At 33.5% G+C, this 24,272-nt stretch carries 14 protein-coding genes; 6 read left to right on the top strand and 8 right to left on the bottom strand.

The window, feature by feature from the left end; translation table 11 throughout:
* Nucleotides 1-26 precede the first annotated feature (26 nt).
* From N1F78_RS13310 to N1F78_RS13290, 5 genes are all read left to right on the top strand, one after another.
* Nucleotides 27-10,532 carry a gliding motility-associated C-terminal domain-containing protein gene (locus N1F78_RS13310; protein WP_406683657.1) on the top strand — a complete coding sequence of 3,502 codons (10,506 nt, stop codon included), beginning with the start codon at nt 27-29 and terminating at the stop codon, nt 10,530-10,532.
* Nucleotides 10,533-10,543: 11 nt separating this feature from the next.
* Entirely contained in the window at nt 10,544-11,473 is a 930-nt protein-coding gene (locus N1F78_RS13305; RefSeq protein ID WP_406683656.1) for a type IX secretion system membrane protein PorP/SprF, read from the top strand.
* Nucleotides 11,474-11,484: 11 nt separating this feature from the next.
* Nucleotides 11,485-13,401 (top strand): OmpA family protein, encoded by a 1,917-nt coding sequence (locus N1F78_RS13300; RefSeq protein WP_406683655.1) that lies wholly within the window; start codon nt 11,485-11,487, stop codon nt 13,399-13,401.
* Nucleotides 13,402-13,471: 70 nt separating this feature from the next.
* Nucleotides 13,472-15,391 (top strand): OmpA family protein, encoded by a 1,920-nt coding sequence (locus tag N1F78_RS13295; protein ID WP_406683654.1) that lies wholly within the window; start codon nt 13,472-13,474, stop codon nt 15,389-15,391.
* Between the two features lie 140 nt (nt 15,392-15,531).
* The gene (locus N1F78_RS13290; RefSeq protein ID WP_406683653.1) at nt 15,532-16,131 is read left to right on the top strand and encodes a hypothetical protein; all 600 of its coding nucleotides are present in this window, start codon (nt 15,532-15,534) and stop codon (nt 16,129-16,131) included.
* Nucleotides 16,132-16,325: 194 nt separating this feature from the next.
* On the opposite strand, the gene N1F78_RS13285 is transcribed toward N1F78_RS13290, so the two are convergent.
* The 7 genes from N1F78_RS13285 to pyrR all read right to left on the bottom strand — a co-directional run bounded on the left by N1F78_RS13285 (nt 16,326) and on the right by pyrR (nt 20,980).
* The gene (locus N1F78_RS13285; RefSeq protein ID WP_406683652.1) at nt 16,326-16,820 is read right to left on the bottom strand and encodes a CAP domain-containing protein; all 495 of its coding nucleotides are present in this window, start codon (nt 16,818-16,820) and stop codon (nt 16,326-16,328) included.
* Between the two features lie 165 nt (nt 16,821-16,985).
* Nucleotides 16,986-17,633 carry a pyridoxamine 5'-phosphate oxidase gene (gene pdxH / locus N1F78_RS13280; RefSeq protein WP_406683651.1) on the bottom strand — a complete coding sequence of 216 codons (648 nt, stop codon included), beginning with the start codon at nt 17,631-17,633 and terminating at the stop codon, nt 16,986-16,988.
* A 156-nt stretch (nt 17,634-17,789) separates the two neighbouring features.
* A complete protein-coding gene (locus N1F78_RS13275; protein WP_406683650.1) occupies nt 17,790-18,695 on the bottom strand; it encodes a ribonuclease Z in 906 nt (301 codons plus the stop codon).
* A gap of 1 nt (nt 18,696) precedes the next feature.
* Complete coding sequence (locus tag N1F78_RS13270) at nt 18,697-19,167, bottom strand: DUF3291 domain-containing protein (RefSeq protein ID WP_406683649.1); 471 nt, start codon at nt 19,165-19,167, stop codon at nt 18,697-18,699.
* A gap of 1 nt (nt 19,168) precedes the next feature.
* Nucleotides 19,169-19,501 carry a ribonuclease Z gene (locus tag N1F78_RS13265; RefSeq protein WP_406683648.1) on the bottom strand — a complete coding sequence of 111 codons (333 nt, stop codon included), beginning with the start codon at nt 19,499-19,501 and terminating at the stop codon, nt 19,169-19,171.
* 2 nt (nt 19,502-19,503) lie between these two features.
* The gene (locus tag N1F78_RS13260; RefSeq protein WP_406683647.1) at nt 19,504-20,433 is read right to left on the bottom strand and encodes an aspartate carbamoyltransferase catalytic subunit; all 930 of its coding nucleotides are present in this window, start codon (nt 20,431-20,433) and stop codon (nt 19,504-19,506) included.
* A gap of 7 nt (nt 20,434-20,440) precedes the next feature.
* A complete protein-coding gene (pyrR, locus tag N1F78_RS13255; protein WP_406683646.1) occupies nt 20,441-20,980 on the bottom strand; it encodes a bifunctional pyr operon transcriptional regulator/uracil phosphoribosyltransferase PyrR in 540 nt (179 codons plus the stop codon).
* Nucleotides 20,981-21,584: 604 nt separating this feature from the next.
* Here pyrR and N1F78_RS13250 point away from each other — a divergent pair.
* On the top strand, nt 21,585-22,247 hold the full coding sequence (locus N1F78_RS13250; protein WP_406683645.1) for an rRNA adenine N-6-methyltransferase family protein: 663 nt from the start codon (nt 21,585-21,587) through the stop codon (nt 22,245-22,247).
* A gap of 78 nt (nt 22,248-22,325) precedes the next feature.
* Here N1F78_RS13250 and rpsA read toward each other — a convergent pair whose 3' ends face one another.
* Nucleotides 22,326-24,161, bottom strand: coding sequence for a 30S ribosomal protein S1 (gene rpsA / locus N1F78_RS13245; RefSeq protein ID WP_406683644.1), 1,836 nt, complete (start codon nt 24,159-24,161; stop codon nt 22,326-22,328).
* Nucleotides 24,162-24,272 lie beyond the last annotated feature (111 nt).

The raw sequence follows: 24,272 nt of genomic DNA, 5'->3' as shown, positions 1-24,272 counted from the left end.
AAAGATAATTAAAGATGAAGACCATTATGAAAAATCTTTACTCAAAAGCATCTACTAAAAAATATAATGTAGGTAATTTAATAATTGCTTCCATTTTGTTTTTTGGATGTATTAATACAGTTATTAGTCAAGTAAGAGTTCCTTTTACTCCTAGATCTGCTGCAGCCACACCTACTGAAACAATTTATAATGTTAAAGGTGACTTTACGATGATAGGAAACACTAATCTTACTCTTGTTTCTTACTCAGATACATCCAACAACTATGGAGACATGGAATATGTAGATGTAGATGCTTCTGCAGTGCCTGGTAACACTACTTTTAATTCTTCTTCTGCAACATTAACTTTTTCAAATGAAAATGGTGCAGTTGCTGAATGTTCAAATATTCTTTATGCAGGTTTATATTGGACTGGTAGAGCTGGTAACACAGATACCTTTAGTGTCACAAAAGATGGAATTACAAAGACACTTGATAAGCGAAAAGTTAATATAAAAGGACCAAACTCATCAGGTTATACTGAACTTACGGCAGGCACTTCAGAGATTTATTATCCATCTGATACAGATGGAGATATGTACTCTGCCTATATTGAAATAACTGATTATGTAATCCTAAATGGTCTAGGTGAGTATTTTGTAGCAGATATTGCAACCTTAGAAGGTGATGGAGGTAATATTGGATATTATGGCGGTTGGGGTATGGTAGTTGTTTATGAAAACTCTAAAATGAATTGGAGGGATGTAACAGTTTTTGATGGACATGCTTATGTGACTAGTGCTAATACTAGTCATACCATTGGTATTTCTGGTTTTCAAGCAGCTCAAAACGGTGATGTAAACATTAAACTTGGTGTCATGGCTGGTGAAGGAGATGTAAGTGTTTCTGGAGACTATTTAGAAATATTGAGGCAAGATAATAATTCATATGAACGTTTAAGTCATTCTAATAACAATACAAATAATTTCTTTAATTCATCAATTGTTACAGGAGGAAATACAAGAGATCCTAATTTACCAAATAATACTGGAGTTGATATTGCTATGTTTAATATTGATAATACAGGTAATGGTATAATTGATAATAACCAGACGAGTACTACTTTTAGGTATGGCTCTACAGGAGACACCTACATAATTTATAACCTAACGTTTTCTGTTGACGCATACATCCCTGAACCTGAAGGAATCTTAACTAATACCTCTATTAATGGTAATCCTCCTGGTCCAACAAACTCTTCTTTAGAACCGGATGAAGATGCTGATTATGTTATAGAAATAAAAAATACTGGTACGGAAGCAATTGATGATACGGTTCTTACAATACCTTTACCCGAATCGGTTAATGCTAGCGGATTAGGAATAGTAACAAATACTTATACTCCTTTTTCAACTACTAATGTTCCGGTTTATAACCCAGCCATAGGTGTAAATGGAGCTATAGAATGGGATTTAGGAACCTTACCTGTACCTTCTGATCCAGATACTGTTTTAGCAGATATAAGTTTTACTTTAACAGTAACCACAGACTGTTCAATCTTAGGTGATGATAATTTTGAACCAACAGTAGAACTTGGTGGTACTTTAATGGGTATAGGAGCTATTTCAGGTGTATCTTTTACAGCTGATTTAATTCAAGGTTATGAAACCACTGGGGTATGTACAGGAGACCCAGTTCCAATACCACATATTATAAATATTGATTATTTGGATTTTGTTAATGAAGGTCCTAGTATTTCGGTTCCGTCACCACTTAATTTTGAGGGGTGTGACGAAAATGACATTACTGCTATTACAGCTAGATACCCATTTAGTTTAACAGAATCAGCTGATATAAAAAGTACTTTTGAAGCGACGGGATACACAGTTTCTGATAATGGAAATATTTCAAGCATAACTTATATTGACGTTATAAACAATACTAGTAGCTGCCCATTTATTGTTACAAGAACATATACTGTAACAGATGATTGTGGTAACACCGAAACAGCAGAACAAATTATTAATGTTGATGATACTACTCCTCCATTAATTATTGGTAGTCTAACAGATTCTGACATAACAGGGTGTTCTATTTCTGATTTACCAGATGCGGTAACTTCCGTTACTGAACTAGAAGCTTTAGCTGGTGATCTTGAAATTTCGGATACTTGTACTTCAGATAATAACTTAGATGTAAATTACTCTGATAGTACTTCTGGCTCATGTCCAATTGTAATTACTAGAACTTATACCGTTACTGATGAATGTGACAATACTAGTTTAGATGTTATCCATACAATTAATATTGCGCCTACGGCTATTACTTATAATGCACCTGTGGATACGGACTTAGAGTCCTGTAACTTTGCTGACCAATCTGAAGTAGATACTGCTTTTAATGATTGGGTTACTGCTCAAACTAATGCTTATAACGTTGCTAATGGTTGTTCGCCTATACTTTCTAATAATAGTGCGTCTGTTTCTATCCCTGAACTTTGTACTGGTGGTAGTGTTACAGTTACTTGGACTATTTCAGATCTTTGTGAAACTATTGTTGAAACGGCTGACTTTAACTTAACAGCGCCTACGGCTATTACTTATAATGCACCTGTAGATACGGACTTAGAGTCTTGTAACTTTGCTGACCAATCTGAAGTAGATACTGCTTTTAATGATTGGGTAACAGCTCAAACTAATGCTTATAACGTTGCTAATGGTTGTTCGCCTATACTTTCTAATAATAGTGCATCTGTTTCTATCCCTGAACTTTGTGCTGGTGGTAGTGTTACAGTTACTTGGACTATTTCAGATCTTTGTGAAACTATTGTTGAAACGGCTGACTTTAGCTTAACTGCGCCTACAGCTATTACTTATAATGCACCTGTAGATGACGCTAGTACTGCTGCTGAATTTGATGACCCTAACCCTGCTACAGCTCAAGCTAATTTAGATGCAGATCTTGCAGCGTGGATAGCGGCTCAAAATGCTACTATTAACGGTAGTGTTGCTAACGGTTGTTCGCCAGTTGTAACTAATGATTATGCTGGTCAAACACTGACGTTCTGTGCTTCTGGTAGTATTACCATTACTTGGACCATTACTGACCTTTGTGAAACTATAAACAATATCACGGCTACTTATACATTTACGCAACCTGATGGTATTAGCTTTACTAATCCTTCTAATAAAACTGTAGATACCTGTGACTTTGATAATGATGACCCAGCTACAGCTCAAACTAATTTAGATGCTGATATTGCTACTTGGGTTACAGACCAAACTAATATTATTACTAATAGTCTTACTGGGGGATCTCCTGCAGTGACTCATGACTTTACTAATCAGTCTATTGACCTTTGTACCGGTGGTAATATTACAATCACTTGGTCTATTGATGATATTTGTGAAAATATTAATGCTAGTGCAACTTATACCGTTAACCCGCCAACGGCTATTACTTATAATGCACCTGTAGATACGGACTTAGAGTCTTGTGACTTTGCAGATCAAAATGCGGTTGATACAGCCTTTAATGATTGGGTAACAGCTCAAACTAATGCTTATAATGTTGCTAATGGTTGTTCGCCTATACTTTCTAATAATAGTGCATCTGTTTCTATCCCTGAACTTTGTACTGGTGGTAGTGTTACAGTTACTTGGACTATTTCAGATCTTTGTGAAACTATTGTTGAAACGGCTGACTTTAACTTAACAGCGCCTACGGCTATTACTTATAATGCACCTGTAGATACGGACTTAGAGTCTTGTGACTTTGCTGACCAAAATGCGGTTGATACAGCTTTTAATGATTGGGTTACTGCTCAAACTAATGCTTATAACGTTGCTAATGGTTGTTCGCCTATACTTTCTAATAATAGTGCGTCTGTTTCTATCCCTGAACTTTGTACTGGTGGTAGTGTTACAGTTACTTGGACTATTTCAGATCTTTGTGAAACTATTGTTGAAACGGCTGACTTTAACTTAACAGCGCCTACGGCTATTACTTATAATGCACCTGTAGATACGGACTTAGAGTCTTGTAACTTTGCTGACCAAAATGCGGTTGATACTGCTTTTAATGATTGGGTAACAGCTCAAACTAATGCTTATAACGTTGCTAATGGTTGTTCGCCTATACTTTCTAATAATAGTGCATCTGTTTCTATCCCTGAACTTTGTGCTGGTGGTAGTGTTACAGTTACTTGGACTATTTCAGATCTTTGTGAAACTATTATTGAAACGGCTGACTTTAACTTAACAGCGCCTACAGCTATTACTTATAATGCACCTGTGGATGACGCTTCTATTGCTGCTGAATTTGATGACCCTAACCCTGCTACAGCTCAAGCTAATTTAGATGCAGATCTTGCAGCGTGGATAGCGGCTCAAAATGCTACTATTAACGGTAGTGTTGCTAACGGTTGTTCGCCAGTTGTAACTAATGATTATGCTGGTCAAACACTGACGTTCTGTGCTTCTGGTAGTATTACCATTACTTGGACCATTACTGACCTTTGTGAAACTATAAACAATATCACGGCTACTTATACATTTACGCAACCTGATGGTATTAGCTTTACTAATCCTTCTAATAAAACTGTAGATACCTGTGACTTTGATAATGATGACCCAGCTACGGCTCAAACTAATTTAGATGCTGATATTGCTACTTGGGTTACAGACCAAACTAATATTATTACTAATAGTCTTACTGGGGGATCTCCTGCAGTGACTCATGACTTTACTAATCAGTCTATTGACCTTTGTACCGGTGGTAATATTACAATCACTTGGTCTATTGATGATATTTGTGAAAATATTAATGCTAGTGCAACTTATACCGTTAACCCGCCAACGGCTATTACTTATAATGCACCTGTAGATACGGACTTAGAGTCTTGTGACTTTGCAGATCAAAATGCGGTTGATACAGCCTTTAATGATTGGGTAACAGCTCAAACTAATGCTTATAACGTTGCTAATGGTTGTTCGCCTATACTTTCTAATAATAGTGCATCTGTTTCTATCCCTGAACTTTGTACTGGTGGTAGTGTTACAGTTACTTGGACTATTTCAGATCTTTGTGAAACTATTGTTGAAACGGCTGACTTTAACTTAACAGCGCCTACGGCTATTACTTATAATGCACCTGTAGATACGGACTTAGAGTCTTGTGACTTTGCTGACCAAAATGCGGTTGATACAGCTTTTAATGATTGGGTTACTGCTCAAACTAATGCTTATAACGTTGCTAATGGTTGTTCGCCTATACTTTCTAATAATAGTGCGTCTGTTTCTATCCCTGAACTTTGTACTGGTGGTAGTGTTACAGTTACTTGGACTATTTCAGATCTTTGTGAAACTATTGTTGAAACGGCTGACTTTAACTTAACAGCGCCTACGGCTATTACTTATAATGCACCTGTAGATACGGACTTAGAGTCTTGTAACTTTGCTGACCAAAATGCGGTTGATACTGCTTTTAATGATTGGGTAACAGCTCAAACTAATGCTTATAACGTTGCTAATGGTTGTTCGCCTATACTTTCTAATGATAGTGCGTCTGTTTCTATCCCTGAACTTTGTACTGGTGGTAGTGTTACAGTTACTTGGACTATTTCAGATCTTTGTGAAACTATTGTTGAAACGGCTGACTTTAACTTAACAGCGCCTACGGCTATTACTTATAATGCACCTGTAGATACGGACTTAGAGTCTTGTAACTTTGCTGACCAATCTGAAGTAGATTCTGCTTTTAATGATTGGGTAACTGCTCAAACTAATGCTTATAGTGTAGCTAATGGTTGTTCGCCTATACTTTCTAATGATAGTGCGTCTGTTTCTATCCCTGAACTTTGTGCTGGTGGTAGTGTTACAGTTACTTGGACCATTAATGATCTTTGTGAAACTATTGTTGAAACGGCTGACTTTAGCTTAACTGCGCCTACAGCTATTACTTATAATGCACCTGTAGATGACGCTAGTACTGCTGCTGAATTTGATGACCCTAACCCTGCTACAGCTCAAGCTAATTTAGATGCAGATCTTGCAGCGTGGATTGCTGCTCAAAATGCTACTATTAACGGTAGTGTTGCTAACGGTTGTTCACCGATTATTACTAATGATTATGCAGGTCAAACACTGACATTTTGTAACTCTGGTAGTATTACCATTACTTGGACCATTACTGACCTTTGTGAAACTATAAACAATATCACGGCTACTTATACATTTACGCAACCTGATGGTATTAGTTTTACTAATCCTTCTAATAAAACTGTAGATACCTGTGACTTTGATAATGATGACCCAGCTACGGCTCAAACTAATTTAGATGCTGATATTGCTACTTGGGTTACAGACCAAACTAATATTATTACTAATAGTCTTACTGGGGGATCTCCTGCAGTGACTCATGACTTTACTAATCAGTCTATTGACCTTTGTACCGGTGGTAATATTACAATCACTTGGTCTATTGATGATATTTGTGAAAATATTAATGCTAGTGCAACTTATACCGTTAACCCGCCAACGGCTATTACTTATAATGCACCTGTAGATACGGACTTAGAGTCTTGTGACTTTGCAGATCAAAATGCGGTTGATACAGCCTTTAATGATTGGGTAACAGCTCAAACTAATGCTTATAACGTTGCTAATGGTTGTTCGCCTATACTTTCTAATAATAGTGCATCTGTTTCTATCCCTGAACTTTGTACTGGTGGTAGTGTTACAGTTACTTGGACTATTTCAGATCTTTGTGAAACTATTGTTGAAACGGCTGACTTTAACTTAACAGCGCCTACGGCTATTACTTATAATGCACCTGTAGATACGGACTTAGAGTCTTGTGACTTTGCTGACCAAAATGCGGTTGATACAGCTTTTAATGATTGGGTTACTGCTCAAACTAATGCTTATAACGTTGCTAATGGTTGTTCGCCTATACTTTCTAATAATAGTGCGTCTGTTTCTATCCCTGAACTTTGTACTGGTGGTAGTGTTACAGTTACTTGGACTATTTCAGATCTTTGTGAAACTATTGTTGAAACGGCTGACTTTAACTTAACAGCGCCTACGGCTATTACTTATAATGCACCTGTAGATACGGACTTAGAGTCTTGTAACTTTGCTGACCAAAATGCGGTTGATACTGCTTTTAATGATTGGGTAACAGCTCAAACTAATGCTTATAACGTTGCTAATGGTTGTTCGCCTATACTTTCTAATGATAGTGCGTCTGTTTCTATCCCTGAACTTTGTGCTGGTGGTAGTGTTACAGTTACTTGGACTATTTCAGATCTTTGTGAAACTATTGTTGAAACGGCTGACTTTAGCTTAACTGCGCCTACAGCTATTACTTATAATGCACCTGTAGATACGGACTTAGAGTCTTGTAACTTTGCTGACCAATCTGAAGTAGATTCTGCTTTTAATGATTGGGTAACTGCTCAAACTAATGCTTATAGTGTAGCTAATGGTTGTTCGCCTATACTTTCTAATGATAGTGCGTCTGTTTCTATCCCTGAACTTTGTGCTGGTGGTAGTGTTACAGTTACTTGGACCATTAATGATCTTTGTGAAACTATTGTTAAAACGGCTGACTTTAGCTTAACTGCGCCTACAGCTATTACTTATAATGCACCTGTAGATGACGCTAGTACTGCTGCTGAATTTGATGACCCTAACCCTGCTACAGCTCAAGCTAATTTAGATGCAGATCTTGCAGCGTGGATTGCTGCTCAAAATGCTACTATTAACGGTAGTGTTGCTAACGGTTGTTCACCGATTATTACTAATGATTATGCAGGTCAAACACTGACATTTTGTAACTCTGGTAGTATTACCATTACTTGGACCATTACTGACCTTTGTGAAACTATAAACAATATCACGGCTACTTATACATTTACGCAACCTGATGGTATTAGTTTTACTAATCCTTCTAATAAAACTGTAGATACCTGTGACTTTGATAATGATGACCCAGCTACGGCTCAAACTAATTTAGATGCTGATATTGCTACTTGGGTAACAGACCAAACTAATATTATTACTAATAGTCTTACTGGGGGATCTCCTGAGGTGACTCATGACTTTACTAATCAGTCTATTGACCTTTGTACAGGTGGTAATATTACAATCACTTGGTCTATTGATGATATTTGTGAAAATATTCAAGCTAGTGCAACTTATACCGTTAACCCGCCTACGGCTATTACCTATAATGCGCCAATTGACGATTCTTCTGATGCCTGTGAATTTAATACAAGCGACTTAAATACCGCTCAATCAGAATTGGATGCTGATATTGCAGCTTGGTATAGTGCTCAAGACGGGTTATTGAATGGAAGTGTTTTAGGAGGATGTTCGCCAGTAATTACAAACGATTACAGCAATGAATCAATTGATTTTTGTTCTGGAGGCTCTATAACTATTACCTGGACTATAAGTGATTTATGTGAAACATATAATCTAACTTCCACTTATACTTTTACTGAACCAACAGAAACAGTATTTGATCAAGCCACTTTACCAGCTGACACAACAGTTGAATGTGATACTGTTCCAGATGCAGTAATTCTAACGGCCTCCAATTCTTGTGGAGCAATTAATGTTGTATTCACCGAAAACAGAACAGATGGTAATTGTACAAATAATTATGTTCTTGAAAGAAATTGGGTAGCAACTAATATATGTGGTGTAATTACTTCGTATACGCAAACAGTTACAGTTCAAGACACAACAGCTCCAGAATTAACGTTGCCACCCAATGTAAGTGCAGAATGTAGCGATAACCTATCACCTATTAATTTTGGTGAAGCTACGGCTTTAGATAATTGTGATGCTAATCCTGTAATTACATTTAATGACGTAAGAACAGATGGTGCTTGTGAAGGTACTTTTACCATAACTAGAACATGGACGGCTACGGATGAATGTGGTAATTCTATAAGTGCAGATCAAATAATTACGACATCAGATACAACAGCTCCAGAGTTTGATCAAGTTACTCTACCTGCCAATATAACTGTAGAATGTGATGGTGTTCCTGATGCAGTGATATTAACAGCAACTGATAATTGTGGGGATGCTACCGTAACTGTTTCTGATGTTAGAACAGATGGTAATTGTCCTTCAAATTATACAATTACTCGTAGTTATACGGCTACGGACGATTGTGGATTAACAAATACTCATGTTCAGGTTATTTCAGTTCAAGACATTACGGCACCTGAGTTTGTTGAATCATTACCAGTCGCTAATCTAGTAGTAGAATGTGATAACGTTCCAGATGCTGAAGTACTAACCGCTACTGATAATTGTGGAAGTGCTTCTGTAACCATTGTCGATGTTAGAACTGATGGAAACTGTCCTTCAAACTATACAATTGCACGTACGTGGACTGCTACTGATGAATGTGGTTTAACAACAACACATACTCAAATAATTACAGTTCAAGATACTACGGCTCCTGTCTTTGAATCCGTTTTACCAGGTGATATTACGGTTGAATGTGATTCTATTCCTGATACAGAAACAATAACTGCAACAGATAATTGTGGTGACGCCATTGTAACAACTCAAGATGTTAGAACAGACGGTGATTGCCCTAATAATTATATAATTGCTCGTACATGGATTGCTACTGATGAATGTGGTTTAACAACAACACATACACAATTAATAACCGTTCAGGATACAACAGCTCCTACTCCAACTTCAACTTTTGAAGAAGTTTTAGATGTTAGCTGTACTGATATTCCAGACGCACCTGCGCTGACTTTTGAAGATAATTGTTCTTCAAATATTACAACAGTGTTCGAAGAAACTAGTACATATGAGGATGGTGTTTACCTTGATTATGTAATAACTAGAACATGGACAGTTAGAGATGAGTGTAACAATGAAGCAACTTATACACAAACACTTAGTGTAACTCTAGATGAGGTAGTTACAGATGTAGTTGCTCCAGACTGGTGTTTTGATGAAGGTGTACTTAATATGAACGATTTCTTACCAGATGGACTTAATACTGATGGTACTTGGGAAATGATTGAAGGAAATACAGATGCAACTTTAACAGATAATATATTTGATCCAACCACCCTTGAATTAAGTTTTGACTTTTTGCCAGATGATGGAGGTATTGACTATAGGTTTGTATATACTACAACAGATAGTGGTTGTATCAGTATAACTGAAGTAACAATGAATATTCACGCAGATTGTGTGGTGTTACCTTGTGGTCAGAAAGATGTAGTTATTTCTAAAGCTATTACTCCAAATGGAGATGCGTATAACGAGAATTTTGTAATTAACGGAATTGAGTTATGTGGATTTGAATATGCCATTAAAATATTTAACAGATGGGGTGCTTTAATTTACGAATCTGATGATTATCAAAATGATTGGAATGGTAACAGTTCTAGGTCATCTATTGGTAACGCAGGAAAAGTACCTAACGGAACTTATTATTATATAATAAACATAAAAGATAGTGGATTGCCTCCATTTACAGGACCAGTTTATATCGGAACCAAATAAAAACTTAACCTATGACACGTATTAAACATTTTATAATAGCTATTGCATTGTTTGGTTGTGCTTCGGGAATTGCACAACAGTTGCCACAATTCACGCAGTACATGTACAATACAATCTCTATAAATCCAGCTTATGCTGGTAGTAGAGAAGCTCTGAGCATTGTAGGACTGCACAGAAGCCAATGGGTTGGTTTTAGCGGCGGGCCTATAACACAAACATTTTCTATTCATACACCTTTAAGGAATGATAGAATAGGCTTAGGTTTGTCGTTTATTGAGGATGATTTAGGACCTCAAAACTTTTCATATTTATACGGCGATTTTTCGTATTCAATTCCAACTGGATTAGATGGAAAGTTAGCTTTTGGATTAAAAGCTGGGTTTACTCAATTTAGCTTTGACACAGATTTTAGATTGGATCCTAATAACGTTAATGACCCCTTAATATATGGAACCGAAGATAGATGGACTCCTAATATTGGAGCTGGAGTTTATTGGAGTAATGATAGAATTTATGCCGGATTATCAGCCCCTAGAATATTAAACAACGATTTCAGTAATCAAACGGATGAGTTTGAAGCCTTAGAAAGAATCAGTTATTACTTTACTTTAGGTGGAGTTATAGACTTAAGTAAAGGCGTTAAATTTAAACCTGCAGGTTTAATAAAGGCCACAAATGGAGCTCCAATTTCTTATGATCTTACTGCCAATTTCTTATTCAATGAAAAGTTTTGGCTAGGTGGTTCTTATAGAATAAATGAGCAAACTGCAGCCATTGGAGGTATTGCAGATTTTCAAATCTCAAGACAATTACGTATAGGCTATGCATATGAAAAACCAATTTCAGATATAGCAGACTATACTTCAGGTACTCATGAAATACTATTAATATATGAGTTTAAATTCTTAAGTTCAAAACTAAAATCACCAAGATATTTCTAATTAAATCTTTTATGAGATTAAAAAATAACATATTAGTTTGTATTGCCCTAGTCCTTAGTTTTTCCGTTTTTGCACAACAGGGTAAACAGAAGAGAGCAGATACTTTATTTAATAAATTCTCTTTTGTTAAAGCCGCAGAAGTTTATAAAGACCTTATTCAGAAAAACTACAATAAAGATTATGCAACTAGGAGACTAGCAGATTGTTATGCTTTCATGCGGGACCCTAAAAATGCGGCTCGATATTATAAAAGTGTTGTGAAACAAGAAAATGTTCCAATTCAATATTATTATAGTTACGCACAATCCTTAAGAGGTATAAAAAAGTATAAAGAATCTAATCTATGGTTACAGCGCTTTAAAGATTCTGGCGGTGTAGTTAATGCTAATGACTTTTCTAAAGACATTAATTTTATTACTAGTGTTTTTAATGCTAAACAACAATATTTTTTAGATAGAGTTAGATTCAATTCAAAATATAGCGACTTTGGAGCCTTTGAACATAATGGAAAAGTTTATTTTGCTTCTTCCAGAGACGAAGGTGTTTCAATAAAACGCGTATATGGTTGGAATGAGCAACCTTTCTTAGATGTTTATGTTACAGATGTTGACTCAAAACGAAATGTAGACCATACGGGAAAAGTAAAAGGTGAAATTAATTCCATATATCATGATGGCCCTGTAACCATAACAAAAGATGGTAGGCACATGTATTACTCTAGTAATAATTTCAATAATCAGACCGAATTCAAAGACCGAAAAGGTATGACTAATATGAAAATATATCGTGCTACTTATCGTGATAGTATTTGGACTGATGTTGAAGACCTTTCTATTAACAGTGATAACTTTTCAACACAACATGCGGCATTAAATAAAGATGATTCTAAACTTTATTTCACATCAGATAGACCTGGTGGATATGGAGGTTCAGATATCTACGTTGTTGACATAAATATTGATGGAAGTTTAGGCGAACCACAAAATCTTGGAAATGTTATTAATACCGAAAGCGCTGAAGGCTTCCCTTTCATTAATCAAGAAGATGTTTTATTCTTTTCTTCTGATGGGCACACAGGCTTAGGGCTGCTAGATATTTTTGGAACTATTAAAGGAGATGATGGTGAAGTTGTTGATGTTGTTAATTTGGGCGTTCCAATTAACTCTAATAAGGACGATTTTTCATTCACAATGAACCCTAATGGAATTACAGGATATTTTGCGTCAAATAGATTGAGAGGTCGTGGATCTGATGATATTTATGCCTATCACAGGGACCCTACATTACATGTAGAAGGCGTAGTGACAGATGCCATTAACACAAACCCAATTGTAGGTGCTAAAATTACTTTGTTTGATGATAAAGGCAATCAAATTGCTTACATGGAAACCGATGAAAATGGGTTCTACCAAATAAACATTGATAGAAATCAAGACTATAAAATTGTAGCAAATCAAGATAAATATATAGAAGATTATAGAGAGTTTACATCAAAAAATATCCAAACAGAACTTATAACCATAAATGCGAATTTATTGCTTAACCCTGTTCAAGATGTTGTAAAACTTGCAGAATTGAATACTATTTATTTCGATTTCGATAGCCATAACATTCGTGAAGATGCTGCTGAAGAATTAGATAAAATAGTTAATTTGATGCAAAATGATTATCCGGAAATGGTAATTCGTATAGAATCTCATACCGATTCTAGAGGAGCATTAACCTATAACGATAAACTTTCAATTGATAGAGCTAACGCTACTTATGAGTATTTAATTTCTAATGGTATAACGCCGGAAAGAATCACTGCTCATGAAGGTTTTGGTGAACGTAGATTGACGAATGGATGTGAAGATGGTCAAAACTGTGAAGAAGAAGACCATCAATTGAATCGTCGTACACAATTTATTGTTGTACAAATGGAATAATTTATGCGTACTCGATTTGTACGTTTTGATAAAAAATAGATAGTAGATTTTTAATTTAAAAAAGACCCCAATGAAATTAAAAAATTACATATTAACTAGTTTTGTTATACTTTCATGTTTAACAGCCTTTGCTCAATATGGTTCTCAGAAAAAAGCAGATAATTTATTCAATAAATTTTCATTTGTTGATGCTGCAAAGGTATACCATGAGCTCATAGATAAAAATTATAATGCAAATTATGCCACTAGACAATTAGCTGATAGTTATGCTTTTATGCGTAACCCAGACAGCGCTGTGGTATATTATAAAAAAGTAGTTGAACATGAAAATATTCCTCTTGAATACTATTATAATTATGCGCAAGCTTTAAGGGGGATAAAAGATTATAAAGCATCTAGAAAATGGCTAAAAAAATTTAAGAGTTCTGGTGGTAAGATTGATGACAATAGGTTTTTAAAAGATGATAATTTTATCAATTCTATTTTCAATGCCAAACAGCAATATTTCTTAACAGAAGTAAATTTTAATTCAAATTTTAGTGATTTTGGTGCTTATGAACATAATGGAACTATCTATTTTGCTTCATCAAGAAATGAAGGCGTTTCTACTAAACATCTTTATGGCTGGAATCAAGAGCCTTTTTTAGATATTTATTCTACATCAAGTCGTACAGATAGTTTGGTAAATCACAAATCAAAACTAAAAGGAGATATAAATTCTATTTATCATGAAGGTCCAGTAACTATAACTAAAGATGGTAAAACCATGTATTTCTCCAGAAATAGTTTTATTAAAAATACTTTAGAGAAGGACAATGAAGGTGTTAGCAATTTAAAAATCTATAAAGCATCATTAGTTGATGGCGAATGGACAAATATTGAAGAACTTGGTTTTAATAATAATTATTATTCAAACGGCCATCCGGCTTTAAATGAAGATGGAACCAAATTATACTTTGCTTCAGATATGCCTGGAGGGAAAGGAGGCTCTGATATTTATTATGTTACTATTAATAATGACAGTTCTTACGGAACACCTCAAAACTTGGGAGAAGTTATAAATACTGATAAAAATGAACGTTTCCCTTTTATAAATAGTGAAGGTTCTATGTTTTTTGCTTCAGATGGACATCCAGGGTTAGGTATGCTTGATATATTCGGAACTGTTTTAGATAAGGATAATAATATTGTAAATATTGTAAATCTTGGCGTTCCCGTTAATTCTAGTAAAGATGATTTTTCATTCTATATGAATAACGATGGTTTATCAGGATTCTTTGCTTCTAATAGAGATGGAGGTGTAGGTAGCGATGATATTTATGCATACGATAGAATACCTCAATTAATTATAGAAGGAAACGTTACCAATGCAAACGACAATATGCCTGTAGCTAATGCTTTAGTTACCTTAAAAGATGTAAATGGTAATAAAATAGCCGATTTAATTACAGATGAAAATGGCCATTTTGAAATAAACATTGACAGAGATACGGATTATATAGTTGATACTAAAAAAGAGAATTTTGTTGATGACATACAAAATATTACATCAAAAGGTATTAAGAGAAATGTAACTAAACTAAGCACAGATGTTTCCTTAAACCCAGTTTCAATTGAAGATATTCCAATTGAAGAGTTATACCCTATATACTTTGATTTTAATAAATATAATATTAGAAGAGATGGTACTGTTGAGCTAGACCGTATTGTAAATCTTATGACTAATGTTTACCCAAGTATGATAATAAAAATTGAATCTCATACAGATTCTAGAGGTTCTTCAGAATACAATAATATTTTATCTCAAGAAAGAGCAAAAGCAACCTTTGAGTATTTAATTAATCATGGTGTAGATGCATCTAGAATAACAGAATACCAAGGTTATGGTGAACAAAAATTAGCAAATAATTGTGATGGATCTACTAATTGTACTGAAAACCAACATCAATTAAACAGGCGCACTCAATTTATAGTTGTAAAAATGAAATAATACTTTAATTTGTGCCTTAACAGGAATTCACAACAATAATAAAAAATTACCCTTAATATAACCATTAGTAGAATATTCTACTGATGGTTTTTTGTTACATTCTAATTATATTTATTCCTTAATAGCAATTATTATCTTTTATGAAAAAACTTTCAATCTTATTATTAATAACAATTATATCATGTCAAAAGAATAATGAACATTATTCAATGTTTGGTTTATTAAACGAAGAGCTCAATCAAAAGAACGAAGTACTTAAAATCCAAATTTCTAAGAATCTTTCCAATCCAAAATTTACTCAGAAAGAATCCGTAAAGTTATATGATAGTATTACAAAAGAATATTTAAACTATCTAAATAATATTTGTTCAAACCTAATTTCAAACATAGATGATCCAGGAGATTATGAAGGAGAATTATCAAATAAAAAATATGTTAATAAAATGTTTTTTATAGGTGACAAATACAGTGAAAAAGGTATGGAATTTATAGACAAAATGGATAGTTATAGAACAGAAGCACTAAAATTAATTAATGATGAGCATTTAAAAAACAGAATAATAGGGGTTTTAAGTTCTGATGATTTTTTAATAAGAAATGGAAGAGTTAATTATTTAGATTATATGTATAAAGATTTTCCTTTAATTGGAGTTTTAGCTCATATGAACCTCAGAGTGAATTCAATTCTTGAAATTGAGAATGAATTTTTGAAAAACACTTTGATTAATACAATGAATTAATATAAAGAATCCGCCATAAACAAAAACCCTCTCATTTCTGAAAGGGTTTTATACCTAAAGCTAAATTTAATAACGTAAAGTCATTAAAATAACCTATTTAATTTTTTAATCGCGTAATACCTCTATTACGCAAAGTTGCTAAATAATCAGTAAATCAAATAAGGTTATAAGTTTACGAGACTTGTTAAAGTCCGTTATTTTTTAATAAATATATTGGTAAAATACCATCTTCCTTTTTCATTCATTTCTGCAGACACATCAAAATTAGTATAATCACCTTCAATGTTTGCTTTATGACCTTCGCTCCTCAACCAAGCGGCTACTACAGTTTTTGCTGAACTATATCCGTAAGCTACGTTTTCAGATACTTTTTTAGCTCCTGCGTTCTCCTTTAGATAGCTGCTACGTGTAAAAAAGTTATCATGAGAAACTTCACCAGTATCAAGCATATAATCAGTATGACTAAAAGCAACAGATTTAACAATAGTCATATCACCCAATGGTTCTAAGCCAACAGATAATCTGTGGTTATTAATTTGTTCTAAAATTTCAATTTCTATGGATTTAGTCTCGGGAGTTTTAAGACTTAATTCTATGGCATCGGCCGTTTCATCAATGCTGTCAGTAGAGCAGGAAAAGCTCAAAACAGCTAACAACGCCAAAAATGGCAGCTTTGTTAATAACTTCATAAGTAGGTAAATTTAGATTTGGTCCTATAAAGTTATTAAGCCTATTCGGGCTATAATTATCGAAAAGCTTAAAATCGATAAACGGCATATCGAAAATCGACAAATAACATTTTTTTTCGATTAAGTGTATAAAATATGAATTAAATTGGTAGTTAATCTGTTTTATTATGGAGATAATCGGCCTATTAGCCAATTAAAGTCAGGTTGAAGTGTGTATTTAATTCTATCATGCAATCTATTAGGGCGTCCTTGCCAAAACTCAATTTCTAAAGGCTTCACAATATAACCTCCCCAACTTTTTGGTCTTGGAATATCTTTACCTTCATATTCCCTTTCTAAATCAGAGAGTTTTTGTTCTAAGAATTGCCTATCATCAATAATTTCACTTTGATTTGAGGCATGTGCTCCTAATTGACTGCCACGCGGCCTTGATTCAAAGTACCCATCACTTAAATTTTCTGCTATTTTCTCTGCTTTACCTTTTATTATAACTTGTCGCTCTGCACCATGCCAAAAAAAAGACAAACAAACATTTGAGTTTTGCTCAATAGCTTTTCCTTTTTCACTTAAATAATTTGTATAAAAGATAAATCCTTCATAAGTATATTTCTTAAGTAGCACTACCCTATTCTTTGGATAAGAATCTAGCCCAATTGTAGATAAGGTCATGGCATTGGTTTCATCCTCTACAAAGTACTTATCTACTTCATAAAACCATTTTTGAAATAATTCCATTGGGTTATCAGGAACCTTATTTAACAAAAGTTCCCCTTTTTCATATGACTTTCTATAATTACTTAAATCATTCTCCATACACCTGCAATTTACAAGTTTTTTATAGCTCTAAAACAATTTTTCATTGTTTTCAAATTTAACCATTGTTTTAATTTGAAGATTAAGTTTTTAGAAGCGAAAGAATTTATAATTAAATCAAATGTAATTACCTAACTAATAGGCCGGGTGATAAATTTAAAACTCAAAGGTTTTCCCATCTTCAGATAACTCAACAGATTCAAATACCGTTTCGGCCTCTGTTTTAAATTCACTTATACCCTTATACCGTGTTGAATAATGCCCCAATAATAATTTACCCACATTTGCCTTTTTGGCTATAGACGCAGCTTCTTTAGCCGTGGAATGCTTTGTTCTTGGTGCTAAATGTGCCTGAGTTTCTAAGAAGGTAGATTCATGATACAGGACATTTACATTTTCAATAATTGGTACGATATCTTCCTTATACATGGTATCACTACAAAATGCGTAACTTTTAGGTTTGTCACCAGGGTTTGTTACAGTTTCGTTTTTAATTGTTTTTCCATCTTCATTGACTACGTCAAAACCTTGAGTTAGTTTGCTATAATAAGCTACATTAATATTAGCATCTTCTACTGCACCAATATTCAGTTTTCTTTTTCCTTCTTTCTCTTTAAAAAGGAATCCATTAGTATAAACCCTATGATTTAATGGAATTGTGTGAACTTCTACTTTTTCGTTCTCAAAAATTAATTCTGATTCTTTAGAGGTTAACTCATGAAAAATAAGTTTATAATTTGTCCAAGAATCAGCTAACTTCATTTGAAGCGTAATAACTTCCTTAATTCCTTTCGGGCCGTAAATATGCAAATCAGCTTCTCTAGTAAGTAATCTAAAAGTTGAAATTAGCCCTACTAAACCAAAAAAATGGTCTCCATGTAAATGTGAAATAAAGACATGTTTTATACGACTGAATTTTATTTTATGCTTACGCAATTGTACCTGAGTCCCTTCACCACAGTCAATTAAAAACATATTTCCTTGAGTCTCTAAAACCTGAGATGTAGGGTTTGTTAATATTCTTGGAGTGGCACTATAACAGCCTAAAATGGTAAGTTTCATATTAGGCCAGCTTTTTGTAGGTTAAAAAATCTTCAACAGAAAATCTTTTTTTAAAAGTAAACGAATAAGGAGTATCTCCATTAGTATTTAAGTAATCTAGTCGTTCTTTAGCATCATAAAAGTTAGGTTGGTATCCTACTGGAACATACCAAAAAGCCATATGTTTCATTTGGACCTTACTAAACCATTCTTTTTTACGTTTAAAAACTTCTAAATGACCTGTTTTGTATGTATAATTAAAAAGTGCATCAATATCTGTCCATACAGACATATTTATCAATAAAGTCTCATCTTGAAAAATCTTAGCCCCCAAATCTTTGTCTTCATCTTTCATTCTCCAAACAAACCCTTCAGCCTCATCTGCAATAGTATTAATTCTATCTACATTATTAATAAAATCTTGCATTATTGGATCATCCATAGGCGCTAATCTCTTGGCTACGTTTACTTGTGCTAAATAAAACTTATACATATTAAAACCCTAAATCGCGCTCCATTTCTTCCATTTCAATAATATCATAAGCCTCTTGCAGTGTTGGTACTACTAAAATTTCATCGGGCATACTATCAAAATCAACTTTATTTGTAACAATAACAAACGAATGATGAGCTGCTCTATGTATATTAGATAACTGTAAAAACTCCACTATTTCCTCTAAGCTAATTTTACTTAGTGAAGTTAAATTGACTATTATATTATTATTCTCAAACTTAGGGTATAGAGCCTGTAATTTTTTTACCAACTCAATAATAGTTGCCTTTTCTTGAGTTATTATTGAGATATTTCCATCTTGATCAAAAATCATAATTATTGCTTTATTTTTGAAGCTAATAAGTAAATTACTGCCATTCTAATGGCCACACCGTTTTCAACTTGATCTAGAATTATAGATTGTTTAGAATCGGCAACATCACTAGTAATTTCCACCCCCCTATTAATGGGTCCCGGGTGCATAATTGTTATTTCTTTATCTAATGAATCTAAAAGTGTTCTATTTACGCCAAACTGTTGAGTGTATTCTCTAGTTGAGGGAAAGTAACTAATATCCATTCTTTCATTTTGAACTCTTAGCATATTGGCAACGTCACACCAATTTAAAGCTTTATTTAAATTTGTTTCAACTTTAACTCCTAGTTTATCAATATACTTAGGCAATAAAGTTTTAGGACCACAAACCATAACTTCAGCACCCTGAAGTTGTAATGCAAATATATTAGACAGCGCCACTCTACTATGCAAAATATCACCAACTATGACTACTTTTTTGCCTCCAACTTCACCTAATTTTTCTCTTATGGAATACGAATCTAATAAAGCTTGTGTGGGATGTTCATGAGCACCATCACCAGCATTTACAATACTGGCATCAACATGCTTAGAAAGAAATATTCCTGCTCCAGGGTTTGGGTGTCGCATTACAACCATGTCAACCTTCATTGATAAGATATTATTTACTGTATCAATTAAAGTTTCACCTTTCTTAACGGAAGATTGTCCTGATGAAAAATTAATCACATCAGCTGACAAACGTTTTTCCGCCAATTCAAAAGACAATTTGGTTCTGGTAGAGTTTTCAAAGAAAAGATTAGCGATAGTTATATCTCTTAGCGAAGGCACCTTTTTTATTGGTCTGTTTATCACTTCTTTAAAATGATCTGCCGTTTCAAAAATAAGTTGAATATCCTTTTTGTTAAGATACTTTATTCCCAATAAGTGATTAACACTTAATTCGCTCATTTGTTATTTATTTTTCTATTAGATATACTGCATCTTCACCTTCATTCTCTTGCCAATGCACTATTACTTTTTCATTATTAATAGCATCTACTTGCCTTCCTCTATAATCTGGTTGAATTGGTAAATGTCTACTAAATCTGCGGTCTATTAACGTTAATAATTCTATTTCGTCAGGTCTTCCAAAAGACTGAATAGCTGTTAAAGCTGCTCTTATACTTCTTCCCGTATATAAAACATCATCAATAAACACTATGTTTTTATCTTCGACAAGAAAATCAATTTCAGTTGAATTAGCTTTCAAAGTTTTATCTCCCCTTCTAAAATCGTCTCTAAAAAATGTAATATCTAAATGACCAGATTTTACACCTTTTACCTTATAATCTTCTTTTAAAATTTTGGTAATCCTATCAGCTAAAAAGATTCCTCTTGGTTGAAGACCAATTAATACTGTATTAGAAAAGTCATTGTGTTTTTCAATAAGTTGACAAGCCAATCGGTGAAGAATGATGTTTACCTCTTTTGCGTTAAGTAAAACTTTTTGACTCATATAATATCCAAACGTATTTGGAGTACAAAGGTAATGCAAAAATTTAAAAGAAAAGAGAATTTGGTGACCTATCGATTTTACATTACATATATCTATAATAAACCAAATGTTGAATCTAATTAAAATACATTAGATTTAGATATTTTTTTATAATCACTATAATATACCTTTGAATTTAAGAAAACGACTCAGTATACTAGTTTCAGATATTTATCACGTTACCATGCATAACTATCACTATTTATCCTCTAAATATTTTAAAAGAAGGATGGGGTTGATTTTGTGAAAAATGTTGTTCCAAAAGATTTAGATGAAAACTTTGACTATGATAAATTTGTACACTATTTACCGTCTAGACTTTGGCAAGTAAAAAGGTTAATGAAAATATTGAAAATTACTAAAATCAATTCGATAATTGATATTGGGTGTGGAAAAGAAAAATCGCTTTATGACCTAAAGTTTAAGCTCCCTAATTTATGATACTGAAGCAATGCAAAATTATAAATAAAATTTCACCTAAAATTAGGATTATTTGTATTATGTTAGCTATTACTATGGATTAATCATACTTTTCATTTCGTATGAAATTAATAAAATTTTATTTATGTATTTAAAGAAAAATGCTGCTATATTTGTAAGAGAAAGTTTTCATAAACTTTTATACATCTACGATTCTATAGTTGTTAAATTTGTTAAGAGAAAGGACGGCGTAGATTTCAGAAAAAATGTTTTACCTGAAAATTTGGGTGAGGATTATGACTATGACAAGTTCGTTCATTATGTTCCTTCAAGATCTTGGCAAATAAAAAAAGTAATAAAAATATTAAAAATTACTGAGAATGACTCAATAATTGATATTGGGTGTGGAAAAGGAAAAGCTATTTATGATTTCTCAAATTATAAGTTTAAGCATATTGGAGGGCTAGAACTTAATGAAGAATTGGCGGGAATTGCTAAAGAAAATATGAAAATCCTTAACTTGCCTGATGTTGAAATTTATCGTGATAATGCTTTAAATTTTAATAATTATGACAAGTATAATCATTTTTATTTCTACGATCCTTTTAATTTTGAAATCTTCAAAACTGTAATTCATAATATTTTAGAAAATTATAAAAAAAAGCCTAGAGAAATCACAGTAATCTACCAACATGTTAGGGATCATGACAAGGTTTTAAATGAAATTGATGGCTTTGAAATGTATCGATCATACAGAAATCCAGTAAGAATAATCATTTATAAATATAACCCTTCTCGAAAAGGTTAATGCCAAAATTCTAATTAGTATTTATCAAAAAAGCCTTCAATTACTTGAAGGCTTTTATATTTATAAATGTTGAGGAAATTATTTCTTCCCGTCCATTTTATCTTTAAGCGCTTGTAAAGCATCATTAGCATCACCTAAAGTTGGTTTAGCTTCAGCAGCTGCAGCTGCTGCTTTTTTAGCCGCTGCTTTTACATTTTTAGCTTCTTCTGCTTTAAAAATAGCAGTATGAGATGCAACTACGCGTTTAAAATCTTTGTTAAACTCAATGATTTTAAAATCTGCAGATTCACCTTTCTTAAGTTTACTACCATCTTCTTTCTCTAAATGTCTAGAAGGAATAAATGCAACAATATCTTCGTTAAATTTAACAGTAGCTCCTTTATCAACTATTTCTTCAATAGCACCAGAGTGTGTTGTGTTTAAAGCAAATTCTGTTTCGTATTTATCCCAAGGATTCTCAGTTGTTTGCTTATGACCTAAACTTAATTTACGTCCTTCAACATCTAACTCTAAAACAATAACATCTAATTTATCACCTACTGCACAGAACTCACTTGGATGCTTGATTTTCTTAGTCCAAGATAAATCAGAGATATAAATCAACCCGTCAATACCTTCTTCTAATTCAACAAATACTCCAAAGTTTGTAAAGTTACGTACAACACCTGAATGCTTAGAACCTAATGGGTATTTAGCTGTGATATCAGTCCAAGGGTCTGGAGTTAATTGCTTTATACCTAAAGACATTTTACGCTCTTCTCTATCAAGAGTTAAGATTACCGCTTCAACCTCATCGCCTACAGCAACAAAATCTTGAGCAGAACGTAAATGCGTAGACCAAGACATTTCAGATACGTGAATTAATCCTTCAACACCATCTGCAACTTCAATAAACGCGCCGTAATCAGCTATAACTACTACTTTACCTTTAACTTTATCACCAACTTTAACACCTTCAGCAAGTGCTTCCCATGGGTGCTTACTTAATTGTTTCAATCCTAATTGAATTCTTGATTTATTTTCATCAAAATCAAGGATTACAACATTAAGTTTCTGATCTAATTCTACAATCTCATTAGGATGGTTAATTCTAGACCAAGATAAATCTGTAATATGAACTAATCCATCTACACCACCAAGGTCAATAAATACACCGTAAGAAGTAATGTTTTTAACAACACCTTCTAATACCTGTCCTTTTTCTAACTGACCAATTATTTCTTTCTTTTGCTCTTCAATATCAGCTTCAATTAAAGCTTTATGAGAAACAACTACGTTTTTAAATTCATGGTTGATTTTCACAACTTTGAATTCCATAGTTTTGTTTACATACTGATCGTAATCTCTAATTGGTTTAACATCAATTTGAGAACCTGGTAAGAATGCTTCAATACCAAAAACATCTACAATCATACCTCCTTTAGTTCTGCATTTTACAAAACCATTTACGATTTCACCAGAATCATGAGCTGCATTTACTCTATCCCATGCTTTAATTACTCTAGCTTTTCTGTGAGATAATACTAATTGTCCTGTTGCGTCTTCACGAACATCAATTAATACCTCAACCTTATCTCCAACTGCTAAGTTAGGGTTGTAACGGAATTCATTTAAGGAGATTACACCTTCAGATTTAGCGTTGATGTCAATAATGGCATCTCTATCAGAAATGTGAATTACTGTACCTTCAACAACCTCATCATTAAGAGTGTCTACAAAGTTCTCTGCTACTAGTTTTTCAAATTCTTGAAGTTGTTTATCATCAACCTCATCAATACCTTCTTGGTAATTGTGCCAGTTGAACTCTTTTAAGAATTTTTCGGGATTTGCTTGAGCTTCAGATACTACTGGAGCTTCTTCTACTGTTGAAGTTTCTTGAGCTTCAACTTCAGCGTTTTTTGCTTTTTCAGCCATTGCTGATTAAAATTTGTATTCTGTACACTTGGAAAAAATTAAGCAAATAATCTACAGAAGCGTTAATTATATAATAATTTCATTCCTTTTATCTTTCCATAATTCGCTAAA

The sequence above is a fragment of the Seonamhaeicola sp. MEBiC01930 genome (assembly GCF_045277075.1).
Taxonomy (GTDB): domain Bacteria; phylum Bacteroidota; class Bacteroidia; order Flavobacteriales; family Flavobacteriaceae; genus Seonamhaeicola.
Note: the sequence above shows the minus strand (reverse complement) of the source record. Positions and strands in the feature narration are given on the sequence as shown.